The 15,806-nt window shown below is 71.3% G+C and carries 15 protein-coding genes; 7 read left to right on the forward strand and 8 right to left on the reverse strand.

The genetic code is table 11. From position 1 onward, the window contains the following. Positions 1-11: 11 nt before the first annotated feature. The 5 genes from ABGB10_RS11640 to ABGB10_RS11660 form a co-directional block, all read right to left on the reverse strand. Positions 12-1,772 (reverse strand): ABC transporter ATP-binding protein, encoded by a 1,761-nt coding sequence (locus tag ABGB10_RS11640; RefSeq protein ID WP_347660881.1) that lies wholly within the window; start codon positions 1,770-1,772, stop codon positions 12-14. Continuing rightward, positions 1,769-3,487 carry an ABC transporter ATP-binding protein gene (locus ABGB10_RS11645; RefSeq protein WP_347660882.1) on the reverse strand — a complete coding sequence of 573 codons (1,719 nt, stop codon included), beginning with the start codon at positions 3,485-3,487 and terminating at the stop codon, positions 1,769-1,771. Before ABGB10_RS11645 ends, ABGB10_RS11640 begins: the two co-directional genes overlap by 4 nt. Before the next feature lie 73 nt (positions 3,488-3,560). Then, on the reverse strand, positions 3,561-3,680 hold the full coding sequence (locus tag ABGB10_RS11650) for a SapB/AmfS family lanthipeptide (protein ID WP_013734295.1): 120 nt from the start codon (positions 3,678-3,680) through the stop codon (positions 3,561-3,563). Positions 3,681-3,686: 6 nt separating this feature from the next. Continuing rightward, positions 3,687-6,275, reverse strand: a complete 2,589-nt coding sequence (lanKC, locus tag ABGB10_RS11655) for a class III lanthionine synthetase LanKC (RefSeq protein ID WP_347660883.1) — start codon at positions 6,273-6,275, stop codon at positions 3,687-3,689. A 164-nt stretch (positions 6,276-6,439) separates the two neighbouring features. Beyond that, positions 6,440-7,222, reverse strand: coding sequence for an alpha/beta hydrolase (locus ABGB10_RS11660; RefSeq protein ID WP_347660884.1), 783 nt, complete (start codon positions 7,220-7,222; stop codon positions 6,440-6,442). A gap of 172 nt (positions 7,223-7,394) precedes the next feature. Between ABGB10_RS11660 and zwf the strand changes: the two genes are divergently transcribed. The 4 genes from zwf to ABGB10_RS11680 all read left to right on the forward strand — a co-directional run bounded on the left by zwf (position 7,395) and on the right by ABGB10_RS11680 (position 11,340). Further along, positions 7,395-8,774 (forward strand): glucose-6-phosphate dehydrogenase, encoded by a 1,380-nt coding sequence (zwf, locus tag ABGB10_RS11665; RefSeq protein WP_347660885.1) that lies wholly within the window; start codon positions 7,395-7,397, stop codon positions 8,772-8,774. A gap of 66 nt (positions 8,775-8,840) precedes the next feature. Next, positions 8,841-9,674 (forward strand): hypothetical protein, encoded by an 834-nt coding sequence (locus ABGB10_RS11670; RefSeq protein ID WP_347660886.1) that lies wholly within the window; start codon positions 8,841-8,843, stop codon positions 9,672-9,674. Positions 9,675-9,805: 131 nt separating this feature from the next. Next, positions 9,806-11,218, forward strand: coding sequence for an OFA family MFS transporter (locus ABGB10_RS11675; RefSeq protein ID WP_347660887.1), 1,413 nt, complete (start codon positions 9,806-9,808; stop codon positions 11,216-11,218). Beyond that, complete coding sequence (locus ABGB10_RS11680; RefSeq protein WP_269678893.1) at positions 11,215-11,340, forward strand: hypothetical protein; 126 nt, start codon at positions 11,215-11,217, stop codon at positions 11,338-11,340. The genes ABGB10_RS11675 and ABGB10_RS11680 overlap by 4 nt, the downstream gene beginning before the upstream one ends. Before the next feature lie 32 nt (positions 11,341-11,372). Here the strand turns inward: ABGB10_RS11680 and ABGB10_RS11685 are convergent, their stop codons facing one another. Further along, positions 11,373-12,101: an SDR family oxidoreductase gene (locus ABGB10_RS11685; RefSeq protein ID WP_347660888.1), complete on the reverse strand. Its 729-nt coding sequence runs from the start codon at positions 12,099-12,101 to the stop codon at positions 11,373-11,375. Between the two features lie 243 nt (positions 12,102-12,344). Here ABGB10_RS11685 and ABGB10_RS11690 point away from each other — a divergent pair, with 243 nt between their 5' ends. Next, positions 12,345-12,806: a peroxiredoxin gene (locus ABGB10_RS11690; protein WP_347660889.1), complete on the forward strand. Its 462-nt coding sequence runs from the start codon at positions 12,345-12,347 to the stop codon at positions 12,804-12,806. A gap of 83 nt (positions 12,807-12,889) precedes the next feature. Further along, complete coding sequence (locus ABGB10_RS11695) at positions 12,890-13,570, forward strand: hypothetical protein (RefSeq protein WP_347660890.1); 681 nt, start codon at positions 12,890-12,892, stop codon at positions 13,568-13,570. 6 nt (positions 13,571-13,576) lie between these two features. On the opposite strand, the gene ABGB10_RS11700 is transcribed toward ABGB10_RS11695, so the two are convergent. After that, positions 13,577-14,029, reverse strand: coding sequence for a MarR family transcriptional regulator (locus ABGB10_RS11700; RefSeq protein WP_347660891.1), 453 nt, complete (start codon positions 14,027-14,029; stop codon positions 13,577-13,579). 95 nt (positions 14,030-14,124) lie between these two features. On the opposite strand from ABGB10_RS11700, the gene ABGB10_RS11705 reads away from it, so the two are divergent. Beyond that, on the forward strand, positions 14,125-14,559 hold the full coding sequence (locus ABGB10_RS11705; protein WP_347660892.1) for a hypothetical protein: 435 nt from the start codon (positions 14,125-14,127) through the stop codon (positions 14,557-14,559). A 42-nt stretch (positions 14,560-14,601) separates the two neighbouring features. Here the strand turns inward: ABGB10_RS11705 and ABGB10_RS11710 are convergent, their stop codons facing one another. After that, positions 14,602-15,786, reverse strand: a complete 1,185-nt coding sequence (locus ABGB10_RS11710; protein ID WP_347660893.1) for a hypothetical protein — start codon at positions 15,784-15,786, stop codon at positions 14,602-14,604. Between the last annotated feature and the right edge of the window lie 20 nt (positions 15,787-15,806).

Genomic DNA, 15,806 nt, shown 5'->3' on the forward strand with positions numbered 1-15,806 from the left:
GGGTGGGCGGTTCAGCCGGGTGGTGTCGGTGTGGGCAGGGGTGGCGTGGTGTGCTCCTGCCAGTGGTTGACGAGCAGCCGGTAGGCCGTGGAGTGTTCCAGCAGGTGCTCGTGGGTGCCGGCGACGGGTTCGGTGCCGTCGAGGACCAGCAGTCGGTGGGCGCGGATCGCGGAGCTGATCCGGTGGGCGATGACGACGAGGCTGCCGGGTCGCTGGGTGAAGGCGTCTTCGACGGTTGCCTCCAGTGCCGGGTCCAGGTGGCAGGTGGCTTCGTCGAGGATGACCAGTGGGGCGGGTGCGAGCCAGGCTCGGACCGCTGCGATGAGTTGTCGCTCGCCGCTGGAGAGCAGGGCTGGCGTGATCGGCGCGGCGAGGCCGCCGAGGCGGGTCGCCAGGGGGCGTGCGCCGAGCGCGTCGAGGGCGGTTTCCAGGGTGTGGTCGTCGGCGTCGGGCCGTAGGTAGCGCAGGTTGTCGGCGAGTGGGCCGGTGAAGACGTACGCCTCCTGCGGCACGAGTACCCGCTTGCGGGCGAGGACGGCGGGGTCGGTACCGGTGACCGGGTCGCCGGCCAGGTGGACTGTGCCGGTCTGTGGTGGTAGCAGGCCGGCGAGCAGGGCGGCCAGGGTGGATTTTCCGGCGCCGCTGGGGCCTACCACGGCGAGGTGGTCCCCGTGGTTCAGGGTCAGTGAGAGGTTTTCCAGGACGGGTCGGGCGTGTGGGCCGTAGCGGAAGGTCAGGTTACGGATCTCGACGGCTGGGGTGGGGTCGGTGGCCGACCGGGGTTGGGGGTGGGATCTGGTCGGGCGGGGGGCGTCGGGTTCCGGGTAGGTGCGCAGGATGTTCTCCAGGGTGACCAGGTAGCGCAGTCCTCCGCCGCCGATGCCTTGCAGCAGGGTGTGCAGGGCTGGTTGCAGGCCGGTGGAGATGTAGATCAGCGCGCCGAGCACCGCGCCGGCGGTCAGGCCCTGCTCGACCAGCCACGGTGTGGCGATCAGGAGGACGATCAGTGGGAGCCAGCCGCCGATGCCGAGGCTGAGGCTGCGGATCGCGGCCATCCGGGCGAGGGTGCGTTCCGCGGTGGCCTGGGCGGACACCTGATGTTCGACGTCGGTTGTCACGCGTGTCTGGGCGCCGCAGGCCAGCACGTCGCGGTGCGCGGTCAGTGCGGTGGCGGCCGAGTGGCTGAGGTGTTCGCCGGTGCGGACGTAGGCGCGTTGGTGCGCGATCATGGCTGGTAGTGCGGCGAGGAACACGGCCAGGCCGGCGGCCAGTGGTGCGGCGGCCAGTGCTGCCATGACGGGTGCCAGGGCGAGGAGGCCGAGGAGGGCTGCGCCGGCGGAGAAGAGGAAGCCGCGGGTGACCATGAGCAGGCCGGCGAAGGTGTCGCGGACGATCTCCAGTTGGTGGGTGAGGCGGGCCAGGGCGGCGTTGTCCGGGTGTGCGCCGGTTCGGGTGGCGTCGGTGAGCGCCCCCTGGACCATGCGGGTGGCCAGGTGGTCGCGGAACGGCTCGACCACGGCGCCGAGGCACCGGTATGTCCGGCCGGTGGCCGCCGCGCCGATCAGCACGGCGACGGCGAGGGCTCCGAGCCAGGTCAGACCGGTTTCGGGATGCCCGGCCAGGAATCCGTCGTCCACGGCGCGGGCGACCAGGTAGCCGGAGAGCAGTGCGGGTATCGACTCGACGAGTGACCAGCCGCCGAGGTGGGTCAGGTCCCGTCGGCGGGCCAGTACGGCTCGCCAGGTCACCTGGCGTACGCCGGGGTGGGTCACGGCGCGCTGCCTGCCGGTTGGAAGACGGCCCGGTAGTCCGGGTCGGTCCAGAGTTGGTGGTGTGGTGCGAGGCCGCGCAGCCTGCCGGTGTGTAGCCAGGCGACCAGGTCGGCTGCTGCTGCGGTCGAGGCCCGGTGGGTGATCAGGAGTCGGGTGCGGTGGTCGGTCTGTGTGGTCGTCGCCTGGGTGATGCGGTGTTCGGTGGCGGTGTCCAGGTTGGAGGTGGCGTCGTCCAGGATGAGTAGTCGTTCGGCGGTGAAGGCGCGGGCCAGGCCGAGTCGTTGGGTTTCGCCGCCGGACAGTGGTGTGTGGGCCAGCGGGGTGTGGTAGCCGTCGGGGAGTCGTTCGACGACGTCGTCGACGGCTGCGGCGCGGGTGGCGGCGAGGACCGCCGGGGTCGGGGCGGTTGGTGGTGTCGCTGACTCGGTTGGTAGCGCCAACCCGATGGCGTCGTGGATGGTTGCGCCGATCAGTACGGGTTGGTCGAAGGCGTAGCCCACGGCGCGGCGTAGCGCCGCCGGGTCGAGGTGGCGCAGGGGCACTCCGTCGAGGCGTACGTCGCCGGCGTCGGGGTCGTGTAGTCGTCCGGCGACCGCGGCGAGGGTCGACTTGCCGGCGCCGGACGTGCCGACGACGGCGACGGTGCAGCCGGCGGGTACGTCGAGGTCGATTCGGTCCAGGATGGGTTGGCCGTCGTCGGTGTGCACGCTGACCGCGCGGAGTCGTAGCGTGCCGCCGCCAGGTGGTAGGGGTCGGGTGCCGGTCGGTGCGGCGGGCTGGGTGAGGACTTCGGCGATGCGGTGCGCGCCGGCGCGGCTGCGGACCAGGTGGTTCAGTGTGGCGAGTACGCCGCCGAGTCCGGTGCCGAGGGCCGCGTAGCGGATGGCGGCGACCAGTTGTCCCGGCGTGAGCCAGCCGGCGGTCAGGGCGTATCCGCCGACGGCGACGACGCTGAGGTTCAGCAGCGGCGCGACGGCGGCGGTGCGGGTGCTTGCCTGGGCGAGCAGGGTCCATCCGCGTTGGCCGTACTGGTTCAGTGTCGGCAGGGTGGCGAGGACACGTTCCTGTTCGCGGTGCGTGGTGGCGGCCGCGGCGATGGTGCGGGCGCCGTTGAGTGATTCCAGTAGCCGGCCGGCGATGGCGCCCAGTTCCCGTTGGTAGCTGGCGGTCGCGGTTGAGGCGTCGGTGACGAAGGCTCGCATGAGGACGGTGAGGACGGCGAGACCGGCGAGGAGGGTGATCCCGAGGGCCGGGTGGATGATGGTGAGCGCGACGACGCTGCCCAGTGGTGGGAGGATCGCCACCGTCGCCAGTACGAGGGCGTTGCCGGCCTGGCCGGCGTCGGCGGCTTGGCTGACCAGCCGGCTGACGAGGTCGCCCACCGGGTGGCGGCGGGTGGCGCGGACGTCGAGGGCGAAGAGGTGGCGCAGCAGGTGGCGGCGTAGCCCTGCGGTGGCGCGTGCCGCGCCGAGTCCGGTGGCGAGGTCGCTGAGGGTGTCGACGCAGATGAGGACGAGCACGAGTGCGCAGGCGCGGGCTGTCCACCAGCCGGAGCCGCCGGTGAGGGCGGTGTCGACGGCGTGGCCGAGGGCTGCGGGGAGCAGGAGTTCGGCGGTCGCGCCGAGCAGGGCGACGGCCGCGAGTGTGGCGGTCCAGCCGCCGCCGGCCAGGCAGGTGCGCCGGAGCAACCGGTCGCCTGTGGCGAACGCCGACATCGGTCCCTCCCGGTGGTGCGCGGTTGCCCTGGGCGGGTACGTCTACCCGCCCAGGGCCCCGTGTGCGGTTGGATCAGTTGCAGGTCGTGACGGAGAGCGAGCTGTCGCCGCAGAGCAGCAGGCTCGCCCGGCTACCGCCACCCGTGCGGTCGGCCGGAGCCATCTCCAGGCCCTGGAGGTCGAGAAGCGCCATGTCGTGTCACCTCCCTTCGTTTCGTCGGTGGTGTAGGTCTCCCTCGTGTGGCGAGGGGGTCTGTGTGCCCGGGAGGGGCGTGAGGAACGGCAGCGTCGGTGGCGTGTCGTGCTGGGCGCAGGCCAGCGCGAAGAGCACGCCGGCGGTGCCGGTGCCGAGGTCCATGGACAGGCGCAGCAGCTGCTCGCCGGGGAAGGCGGTGCCGTCGGAGTACGGCAGCGCGTGCCAGGCCAGCCGGTCCAGCTGCGCGGTGAGTTGGCGGCGGTCGGTGTCGTCGGTGGAGGCGGCGAGGTAGGTGATGATGCCGGCGCGGCCGGCGAAGAGCCCGGACTGGGCGTAGAACGGTGAGCGTGTCGCGCGGCGGATTCCCGCGCTCGCCTCGGTGAACTGGTCGTCGGCGCGGTGGCGTAGGTACTGGTCGATGACCAGTCCGATACCGACGCTGCCGTTGGCCAGGTAGGGCATGGTCCGCCAGCCTTCGTTGACCTCCAGTGCGCCGTCCGGGCGTAGTACGCAGCGGCGCAGGTCCTGCCGTAGGGCCGTGGCGGCGTGTCGGAGCAGGGTGTCGTCGTTGGTGAGTTCGTGTAGTCGCAGGGCCATCAGCGCGGCGCCGGTGCGGCCGCGCAGCAGCCCGGCGTACGGGTGGCGTCCGCCGCTGATGTCCGGGCCCGGGTCGTCGTCGAGTTGGTCGATGACGCGTTCGGCGGCCTGCCAGGCGGCGTCGCGGAGTGTCGTCTCGCCGGTGCGGGCGGCGAGTTCGGCCAGGTTGAGGGCGATTCCGGACAGTCCGCTGGCGAGGCTGTGGTCGAGGCCGTCGAGGGGTTGGCGCAGGCAGATGTCGAGGACGTCGAGGGCGTCCTGTCGGCGGCCGAGGTGTTCCAGGGCGTAGGCCACGCCGTGCAGCCCGTCGTAGAAGCCGCAGCGGGTGCCGGAGGGGGGTGCCGTTGCTCGCCGTACCAGCCACTGTTCGTGTTCGGGTTGGCGGTCGGCGCCGCTGGTGTGCAGGGCGTACAGGACGCCTGCGGCGCCGTGGGCGAGGTTGAGGCCGCCGGTGCGGAACTGTTCGATGTCACCGGGATAGAGCCGGTCGTCGCGTTCGGGGGTGGCGCTGGCCAGGATCGCTGTGGTGAGCCGGTTCCGGGGGGTCGGCCAGTGGCCGAGGTGCGCGTCGAGGCCGGTGGTGGGCGGGGCCTCCCCGGTGATCTCTCGGACGGCCGGGTCGAGGAAGGACCGGGGCACCGGGAGGTTCGTGGCGATGATGTCGGCGAGATGTGCCACTTTGGCGGGGGCGAGGCGGACCAGTTGGGTCAGTGGCAGGAACAGCGCCAGTCGCAGGCAGGCCAGGGCGTAGCGGTCGACCGCCGGTCCGGTGCGGTCGCGTGGTGCGGCGAAGCCCTGGTTGCGCAGCCCGGGTCGGCGGTGTCCGGCGATCGGGGCGGCGACCTCGAAGTCGACCAGGGCGACCTGGTCGTCGGGGCGGATCATGATGTTGAACAGGTGCAGGTCACCGTAGACCAGGCCGCGTTCGTGGATCGCCGTGATGAGGGAGTCGACCTGTTCGTAGACGTGTCGGGCCCAGCGGGTGTACGCCTCGCGGTCGTCGTGCGTCGCGTCGGCGTCGATCAGTGGGTACCGGTCGACAAGGGCCTTGTTCAGCGGTCGACCCTCGATGAATTCGAGCGCGAGGAAGTGGTGCTCGCCGAGGGTGAACTCGTCGTGCACGTGCGGGACCTGCGGTAGGTCGGCGAGTTGCCGCAGGGCCGTGGCCTCGCGGGCCAGCCGGGCGACCGCGTCGGTGCCATCGGCGTCCAGGCCGGCGTGCGGTCGGGCCTCCTTGAGTACCACCTGGGTGTCGGTACGCAGGTCCCGGCCCACGTACAGTCCGCCGCCGTTGGAGAAGTGGATGACCCGCTCGATGCGGTAGGGCACCTCGTTGGTGTTGGTCTCGTTGCGGGCGGCCAGGTGTGGGCCGAGGAAGTCGGGCAGGGTGATCCAGGACGGCAGGTGGAAGACGGGTTCGCGGCGGTCGGGCACGAGGGTGCCGGAGTCGTCCTCGATCGCCGGGACCACCTGGCCGTCCGGGGAGTGGCAGTAGCGGGCGGCGAAGCCCCCGTAGCGCACGTGGACCGGCCCGGTTCCGTAGCGCAGGTCGCTGAGGACGTACGGTCCGGGCTCTCCGGCCAGCAGTTCGTCGAGTTCCTTGCAGGTCAGCTCCAGCTCCGCGTCGTCGCGTGGGTAGACCGTGACGAACTTGCCGCTGGCGGCTCGGGCGGCGTACTTGGAGTTGCGCAGCAGCAGGGTGCGGGGTCCGCGGAGGAACTTGAAGGACAGGCCACGGGGTACGCAGTAGTCCCAGACGGTGTCCAGTATCCGGTCGGCGTTCGTCAGCGTGGCCGAGATGTGGATCTTCCAGCCCTGCTGGGGTAGCGAGCCGCCGTCCGGGCCGTAGATCAACCAGTCGTCGAGCGGCTCGCGGCGCCATCCGGGTGGCACCGGCCGGTCGGCGGCCGGGAAGAGGGGCTGTGCGACGGCGGTGCCGAGCGAGTCGTAGAACAGTCGATCCGCGGCGCAGTAGCTGTCGTAGCGCTCGTCCACTGTCCTGCCTCCCGTCTCGAACCCGGCCGGCTGTCGTGCCGGCGCGCTGGATCGAGTCTCGTGGACGGGACGGGACGCGCCACAGTGCAGTTAGTCATGAGCTTCGATGTGTGGTGCACAGGGTGCTCATGACAAAAGTCAGGGTGTGCTGCCGGATCGGTCGGTCAGGCGCGGGTTCGCCGCAGCCAGTCCTGGGTCTGCGCGCGCAGCAGGGCCGGTTGTTCGAAGGGCAGGTAGTGGCCGGCCTCGTCGATGCTCGTGTAGGTGCCACGGGGGTAGCGGCGCATGGCGTGGAACTGGTCGGTGTAGCCGACGACGCCGTCCTGCCGGCCGGTGAGCACGCTGACCGGGCCGTGGAAGGGGGTGTCGACGTCCTCGTCGGGCAGCGCGTATCCGGGGCCGGTCCGAAGGGCCCGTTGGAAGGTCTCGTCGCCGGGGCCACCGGCGGCGAGGGCGGCGAGCACCGTGCCGACGACGGCCGGGGTGCGGTGGCCCAGGGCGGCGTCGAGGTGCGCGCGAAGGTCGGTGGGGGCCTCGTCGAGCCAGCCGGTGGGTCCCGGCGGCGGGCGGTGCTCGGGCAGGGTGCGGCTGCTCGGCGCGATGGTGACGCCCGGGCAGACGAGGAGCAGCCCGCGGGTCAGGTCCGGTCGTTGGCGGGCGACCCCCGCGGCGAGGTACGCGCCGTAGGAGACGCCGGCCAGCAGGACGGGCGCGTCGACGTGCTGGTCGAGCCACGCGCACACGCTGTCCAGCACCGCCTGGGACGTGGCCGGGCAGTTCGCCGGGGTGTCTCCGTGCCCGGGCAGGTCGAGGTACGTCTCGCGCAGGTCGGCGCCGGAGAGGGCGGGTGCCAGGGCGGCGGCCGTGGCGACGCGGGTCGTGCTGAACATGGGCAGGCAGACGACCTCCGGCCCGGTTCCGGGTGATCGGTCGAAGGTGAGGCGCATGGTCGAATTCTGCACCGGGTGGTGCAGCGCGGGGGTGCCCATACACCCCTGCGCACGGTGAGCGCCGTCGCTGTCGCTGACCTCACGTGCGTCGCCTGCCAGGGAATTCCCGAGGTGGGTCGCGCCGTTCTCCGTTCGGAAGATCAGAATCAGATGATCGAATGGAAGTGCCATGCACATGCGCTCAGACGCGGTGGTGCTGTTCGGCGTCACCGGCGACCTCGTCTCGAAGAAGCTGTTCCCGGCGCTGTACGAGTTGACCCGGCGCGACCGCCTCGGCGTCCCGGTGATCGGCGTGGCCCGCTCCCCCTGGGACGACCAGCAGCTCGTCACCATGGCCCGCAAGTCGGTGCTGGAGGCCAGCGACCAGATCGACGACGAGACCTTCGACGGGCTGGCGGCCAACCTTTCGATGATCTCCGGCGACTACGCCGACCCGACGACGTACCAGCGGCTGGCCGAGCGCCTGGGCGACGCCGAACGGCCGGTCTTCTACCTGGCGATTCCTCCGGCGGTGTTCGGGTCCGTCGTCGAGGGCCTCGCGGCGGTCGGGCTGGCCGACCGGGGCCGGGTGATCGTGGAGAAGCCGTTCGGGCGTGACCTGGCGTCGTCCCGTGAGCTGGATCGCACCCTGCGCGCCGCGTTCGACCCCGAGCGGGTGTTCCGCATCGACCATTATCTGGGCAAGGAGGCCGTCGAGGGTCTCTACGCCTTCCGGTTCGCCAACCGGTTGTTCGAGCCGCTGTGGAACAACGAGCACATCGACAACGTCCAGGTGACCCTCGCGGAGGGTTTCGGCACGCAGGGTCGGGCCGGGTTCTACGACACGGTGGGCGCCACCCGGGACGTGCTGCAGAACCACATCCTGCAGGTCGTCGCGTTGATCGCGATGGAGGCGCCCGCCAGTGAGGACACGGAGGCGTTCCGGGAGGCGGAGGCCGCGGTGTTGCGGCAGATCGCCCCGTTGTCGCCGGAGTCCACGGTGCGGGGGCAGTACGCCGGCTACCGCGACGAGCCGGGCGTCGCCGCCGATTCCAACACGGAGACGTTCGTGGCGACCCGGTTGACGGTCGACTCCCCCCGTTGGGCGGGCGTGCCGTTCCACCTGCGTACCGGTAAGTCTCTGCCGGGGACGGCGACGGAGGTCGTGGTCGAGTTCAAGCAGCCGCAGCGCTCGCTGATCCCGGCGGAGCGGGGCACGGCGACCGCCGCGAACCTGTTGCGGTTCCGCCTCGGGCGCGGTGATGGCATCACGATGTCGATCCAGGCGAAGAGCCCGGGCGCCGAGGTGGCGAGCCGTCCGGTGGATCTGTCCGTCGACTTCGGGTCGGTTTTCGGTCGTCGCCAGGAGGCGTACGAGCGGTTGCTCGACGACGCGATGGACGGGCAGCACCTGCGGTTTGCCCGTGCGGAGACGATCGAGCAGGAGTGGCGCATCGTCGAGCCGATCCTGGACCTGCCGGCGCCGGTGCGGTCGTACGACAAGGGCAGTTGGGGTCCGGCGGACGCCGAGGCCCTCGCCGGCGGCTGGCACGCCCCGGACCTGCGGTAGTGGCGCTGCTCACGGCGCCGGCGTCGCCGGCGCCGGAGCGCGTCGCACCCTGGCAGGCTGTGCCGAATGGCACCTGTTGAGACGGTAGGCGCGCTCGCCGAGCTGGTCGAGGCCGAGTTCATGTTCCGGTACGAGTCGGGTGCGCCGGCCGACGTGCGGGACGCGCTCGGGATTCGGACCGCCAGGATGGGCGGCGGGGTGGTGCTGTCGATGCGCCACGACCCGACCGGCTACTGGTCCAAGGCGCTCGGGTTCGGCGTCGACGAGCCGGTGACGGGCGAGTTGATCGCCCAGGTGTGCGACTTCTACCGCGCCGAGGGCACGCCGGGTGCGGTCATCCAGATCGCGCCGGACCGGTTGCCGGCGGACTGGGACGAGATCTGCGTGCGGGAGAACATCACGGCGGGCGGTGTGTGGGTCAAGCTCGCCGGTGAGATCGACGCCCTGCACCCGGGTGGCACCGACCTGCGGGTGGGTCCGGTCCCGGACGAGTCGGTGCGCGAGTGGGCGTCGGTGGTGCTGCGCTGCTTCGGGATGCCCGAGGAACACCTGGGGCCGATGCTGGCCGCGAGCGTGCGTGATCCCGGTTTCCGCCCGTTCGCCGCGTGGGACGGTGCGCAGATGGTGGCGGCCGCGAACCTGTTCGTGCACGGCGAGGTCGGCTCGCTCAACACGGGTGCCACCCTGCCGACACATCGGGGTCGGGGCGCGCAGTCGGGCCTGTTGGCGGCCCGGGTGGCCGCCGCCGGGGCGGCCGGTTGCCGGTGGGTCGCCGCCGAGACGGGCCGACCCGCGCCGGGTTCGTCGAATCCGTCGCTGGACAACATGCGTCGGTTGGGTATGAGCCCGCTGTACGAGCGGCGTAACTGGGTGTGGCAGGCGCAGCCGGCCGCCCGGTAGCCGCCGCCCGGGTTGCTGAGTGACCGCTCAGCTCACGGTATCGACCACCCGGCGCTGCCGAGGTTTGCCGCTTGTGTGTGCGGGGGGCACGTTGTGGGGACGTCTCGTCCTCACCGGAGAGGAAGCAGCGCATGCTTTCCGCACTCGATCGTCGGCACACTGTCGCGCCGCCCGGCTACAGCCGGTGGCTCATTCCCCCGGCGGCGTTGGCCATCCACCTCTGCATCGGCCAGGTCTACGCGACAAGCGTCTACAAGAACTCGCTGATCGCCCACTTCGACACCAGTCAGACCGCGATCGGGGTGATCTTCAGTATCGCGATCGTGATGCTGGGGTTGTCCGCCGCGGTCGCCGGGACCTGGGTGGAGGCGAACGGGCCGCGTAAGGCGATGTTCGTCTCGGCCTGCTTCTGGGCGGCGGGTTTCCTGGTGGGGTCGTTGGGCATCGCCACGAAGCAACTGTGGTTGCTGTATCTGGGCTACGGGTTGCTCGGCGGTATCGGTCTGGGCATCGGCTACATCTCCCCCGTCTCCACCTTGATCAAGTGGTTCCCGGACCGGCCGGGGCTGGCCACCGGTTTGGCGATCATGGGGTTCGGTGGTGGGGCGATGGTCGCCTCTCCCCTGTCCCGGCAGCTCCTGTCGTTCTACGACCCCGGCTACGACCCGGCCAACGCGGGCTCGACGGCGTCGGGTAGCGCCCTGGTGTGGTTGTTCGTGACGCTGGGCCTGGGCTACTTCGTGGTCATGATGTTCGGAGTGGCGAACGTGCGGGTGCCGGCCGAGGGTTGGCGGCCGGCCGGTTTCGACCCCGCGAGTGTGGCGGCGAAACCGCTTGTCACCACGGCGAACGTGTCGGCGGCCAACGCGCTGAAGACCCGCTCGTTCTGGCTGCTGTGGGTGGTGCTGTTCTGCAACGTGACCGCTGGTATCGGCATCCTGGAGCAGGCCAGCCCGATGATCCAGGACTTCTTCCGGGACAACGGCACCTCGGCGGTGACCGTCGCGGCGGCCGGTGGGTTCGTGGGACTGCTGTCGCTGTTCAACATGGCGGGCCGGTTCGTCTGGTCGTCCACGTCGGACGTCATCGGCCGTAAGCCGATCTACCTGGTGTACCTGGGTGTCGGCATGGTGCTGTACGCGCTGCTGGCCCTCGTGGGGCAGACCGCGACGGGTGTGTTCGTGTTGTTGGCCTGCGTGATCCTGTCGTTCTACGGCGGTGGGTTCGCGACCGTGCCGGCGTACCTGCGGGACCTGTTCGGCACGTTCCAGGTCGGTGCGATCCACGGCCGGTTGCTGACCGCGTGGTCGGCGGCGGGGATCGCGGGTCCGCTGATCGTCAACGGGTTCCTCGACGCGCAGGGCAAGCCGGGCACGTTGACGGCGGCGGCGTACCGGCCGGCGCTGTTCACCATGGTGGGGGTCCTCGCGGTGGGCTTCGTGGCGAACCTGTTGGTGCGGCCGGTGCCGCAGCGTTACCACGAGCCGTCGGCACCACAGGACGTGGACGAGGACACGACGGCGCAGAGGAGTGGGACGCGATGAGTGACGACAGCCGTAACGGGCAGCAGGCCCGGTTGTGGATCTCCTGGTTGGTGGTGGCGGTGCTGCTCGGCTACGGGGTGGCGCAGACCGTCATCACGGCGGCGAAGCTGTTCACCCACTGAGCGGTGAGCCGGGGCGCGCTGCGCGCCCCGGCTCACAGGCCACCGGACACCCGTAGGACCGTGCCGGTGGCGTAGGAGGCGTCCGGGCCGAGCAGCCAGGCGATCGCGGCGGCGATCTCGTCGGGTTCGCCGGCGCGGCCCAGCGGGATGCGGCCGACGGCGGAGTCGGCGCGGTCGGGCACCCCGGAGTCGGCGTGGATGTCGGTGCGCACGATGCCGGGGGCGACGGCGTTGACCCGGACGCCCTGCGGGGCGAGTTCCTTGGCCAGGCCCACGGTGAGGGTGTCGGTGGCGGCCTTCACCGCGGCGTAGTGCACGTACTCCCCCGGGCTGCCGAGGGTCGCGGCGGCCGAGGACACGTTGACGATCGCGCCGCCCTCGGTGAGCCGGCGAGCGGCCTGCTGGGCGCAGAGGACGTAACCGACGAGGTTGACGTCGACGACCCGGCGCAGGTCCTCGACGCGCAGCTCGGTGAAGGGCCCGATGGGGCTGGTGACGCCGGCGTTGTTGACCAGGCCGGTGAGCGGACCGAGGCGGGCGGCGGCGTCGAACAGTTCGGCGACCTGGTCGGGGTCGGTGGTGTCGGCGCGTACCGCGATGGCCTGTGCGCCGGTCGCGTGCAGGTCGGCCAGGACGGTGGCGGCGGCGGCCTCGTCGCGGCGGTAGCACAGCGCGATGTGGTGACCGGCGGAGGCGAGGCGGCGGGCGGTGGCCGCGCCGATGCCGCGACCGCCGCCGGTGATGACGGTGACCGGTGCCACGGTGCCTCCAGGGCTGTCGGATCAGGACGCGCCGACGCTACCGTGACCGGCGCGGTTCGGTCGTCGAGGGTGGTGGTGACGCCGGACGCGGCGACGCGGACGGCGATCGGTCGTAACGTGCTGGACCCCGGCGCGGCGGGCGGGTGCGGCGCGCCGATGCGGTGGCCGACGAGGTGGCGGCGCTCTGGGAGTGATCGCTTACGCTCACCGCGCGTTCGGTCGATCGGACAACGGAGGTGCGCGGTGGCGGGTGTGGGTGTCGGGGACGTGGTGCAGGATTTCGAGCTGCCCGATGAGACGGGCACGCCGCGGCGGCTGTCGGAGTTCCTGGCAACCGGGCCGGTGGTGCTGTTCTTCTACCCGGGTGCGATGACGCGGGGCTGCACCGCGGAGAGCTGCCACTTCCGGGACCTCGCGGCGGAGTTCACGGCGCTGGGCGCGTCGCGGGTGGGCATCAGCCGGGACCCGGTGGCGAAGCAGGCGGAGTTCTCGAAGCTGCACGGGTTCGACTACCCGTTGTTGTCCGATGCGGACGGCACGGTGGCGCAGCAGTTCGGGGTGAAGCGGCGGGTGCCGTTGGGGCCGTTGAGCACGAAGCGGATGACCTTCGTGATCGGCGCCGATCGGCGGATCATCGAGGTGATCCACAGCGAGGTCAGCATGAACGACCACGCGGATCGGGCGCTGCGGGCGTTGGGCGGCTGAGTGGGCGTGGGCCCTGTGCGGCGGGTGTCGCAGCCGGCTGGTATCAAGACAGAAATCAAACAGGTGTACGGAAGAGGGTTGTGATGGATGCCGGCCAGGGTTTGTCCACTGACGAGGTGCAGAGCATCCGGGAGGCGTTGGCGGCGGGGCGTAAACCGCGGGTGGTGTTCACCGCGTCGGCGGGGCAGATCGCCGGGCAGGTCGGTCAGGTGATCGAGCTGACCGACCCGGAGGTGTCCGACGAGTTCGTGGTGGTGCGTTTCGGCCGCGACGAGTTGCCGTTCTCCCCCGCCGACCTGGCGGTGGCGCCCAAGGGCGTCACTCGTCGGGTGGTGGAGCCGAAGCCGGAGCCCGAGCCGGAGTCGCCGGTGGTGGCGCCGGAGTTCGTGTTGGACACGCCGCGGGTGCCCGCGCAGCGACAGGAGGAGCCGAAGGTGGAGCAGACGGAGAAGCCGCCGGCGCGGCGGGCGGTCAAGGCCGTCAAGCCGAAGGGCCCCGCGGGCCTCACGGTGACCTTGGCGTACGCCGACGGTGAGTGGACCGTCGCCGCGCAGCAGGGCACCAAGGCCCTGGCCAAGCCGTACGTGGTGAAGCCGGCGGAGGCGTTGAAGATGGTGGCCCTGGTCGACGTGCCCGGGGTGCAGGAGGCGGTGGAGCAGATCCTCGGCACCGAGCGGGCCGAGGCGGAGCAGCAGGCCGAGAAGCTGCGCGCCGAGTTGGCCGAGATCGAGGCCCGCCTGGCGGAGCTGCGCGAGGCGCGCTGAGGGTGCTCAGCGCCGCGCGTGGTGGTCCAGCAGCCGGGTGAGCAGGCGGGTCAGCTGCTCGCGTTCGGCGGTGGACAGCGGGGCGAGCAGGTCGTCCTGGACCCGGCCGACGGTGTCGGTCATCCGGCGGGCCTCGTCGGCGCCGGTGTCGGTGAGGCTGATGACGTTGCGGCGGCGGTCGGCCGGGTCGGGGGCGCGTACGACGAGTCCCCGACCGGCCAGGTCGTTGACGGCCGCGACGACGTCGCTGCGGTCGATGCCGCATCGTCGGCCCAGGTCGGCCTGGCTGGCGGGGCCGTCCTCGGTGAGCGCGGCGAGCAGCCGGTAGTGGTAGCCGCGCAGATCGTGCGCGGCGAAGCCCTCGCTGATGAGCCGGGCGGCGTGGGCAGCGGTCTGGTTGAGCAGCCAGGTCGGGGTGGTGCGGAGCCCGGCGGGTGACTGTGGGGCGGTGGACTCCATGGCAGCAGCCTAACAGGAATTGTTGGCGCGACCCACGATCCGTGTTACGTTGGCAGAACCAACGTTGGCGCGGCCAATGTTTTGAAGGAGGCGTCATGTCCACCGCTCCCACCCTCAACGGTCAGGTCATCGGCCAGGCCCACTACGCCACCCGGGCCCTGCTGGAGCGCGCCGTCGCCCCGCTCGGGCTCAGCTTCGGCCAGGTGCTCACGCTCAACGTCCTCGCCGACGGCCCCGTCGAACGCGCACACCTCACGCACCGGATCACCACCACCCTCAAGGTCGACGAGTCGGCCGTGCACGAGGTGATCGCCGCCCTCGTCGACGCCGACCTCGCGCAGCTCGACGAGCCGCATCTGCGTCTCACCGACACCGGTCGCGCCACCCAGCGCGCCATCGCCGACGCCGTCGCGGGCATCACCGCCCGGCTGTACGGGGACATCCCGGCCGACGACGCGAACGCCGCCGCCCGGGTGCTCACCCTGATCACCCAGCGCGCGAACGCCGAACTGGCGACGACACCGACCTGACCGGCGCGGTACCCGGCCCGACGGCCGGCTCGCCGTAGCCGCTCAGCCGAGCCGGTTCATGCCAGCCCGGATCCGCAGCCAGGACGGGTCGCCTGTGGAGTGTTCGGTGACCGTTTCCAGATCGCCCGCCTGCCAGGTCCGTGTCCCGTCGGTGAGGTCAAGGTGGTCCATGTCCAGGTCGGCGGCCTCGGAGGTACCGGCAAGGAACTCGGTCACCGCGGCCGTGGCCGCCTCGCTCGCGGCGGCACTGCCCACCGACAGCAGCACAAGCACACCGTCGCGGCCCGCGACGAGGAGTTCACCGGTGGCGGTGGCCGTCAGCGCGGTCACCGCGGACCCTGGCAGCACCTCATGCTCGGTCAACTGCTCCCCGTCAATCTTCAGCTCGACAACGACACCCTCGGGCGTCCCGATCCAGAGGACACCGGGCAACGGCCCGAACACCACGTTGTGGCGGGACCAGGAGTACATCTCGTCCAGCCACTCCTGCGGGTACGGGTACTCCGGACACGGCCGCCCGAGGGTCACGCCGAGGACGCGGCGCAGCGAGGGGAATTCGAACACCTCCAACGAGTTGTCGTAGGCGTTGCCTCGTACCGCGAAGTGCCGCCCATCCGGGCTGAAGGTCGGAGTCTCGTAGCCGTCGCAGTCGAGGACCAGCGCTCGGCGCAGCGGCCGCAGCGCCGCCCCGGAATCTCGGGAGAAGAGCACAAGCGTGGCACCTTGATCGCTTTGGAGGGTGGCCAGGAGACCACCCGCCGGATGCGCCACGACTCCGGTGTCCCAACGGGCTTCGATGGAAGTCGCACCGGAGACGTTGTCGAGCGTCATGGAACACTCCGCGCCCTCCTCCGCGTCGGCGGGCGACAACCAGAGCGTCCGGCCGTCCGGACTGAACGCCACGTCCCGGTTGTATTCGATCGGTGGAACGCCGTCGATCGCGGAAATGCCGGAGAGTGTCCAGCGGGCCAGCCCGAAACCGTCCGCCACCACCAGCAGCGGCTCATTCGGATGCCAGGCGGCGGAGGGTGTCCGCAGGTACCGGTCGTCGCCGTAGTCGGCAGAATCCGCGCCGACGGTCCCGACCTCGCGCACCTGCCCGTCGCCGTACTCCCAGATCCGGATTGCCGGACGGTCGGCGTCCCAACCGGCCACCAGCGGCAGGCGGGGGTGGCAGAGCAGCCGCTCCACGGTTGCCCCGGAGCGGATCTGCGCCAGAATTTCCATCGGCACACCGTACCGGGCAG

Origin of the sequence: Micromonospora sp. B9E7, assembly GCF_039871815.1 — a bacterium.
Classification (GTDB): Bacteria; Actinomycetota; Actinomycetes; order Mycobacteriales; family Micromonosporaceae; genus Micromonospora.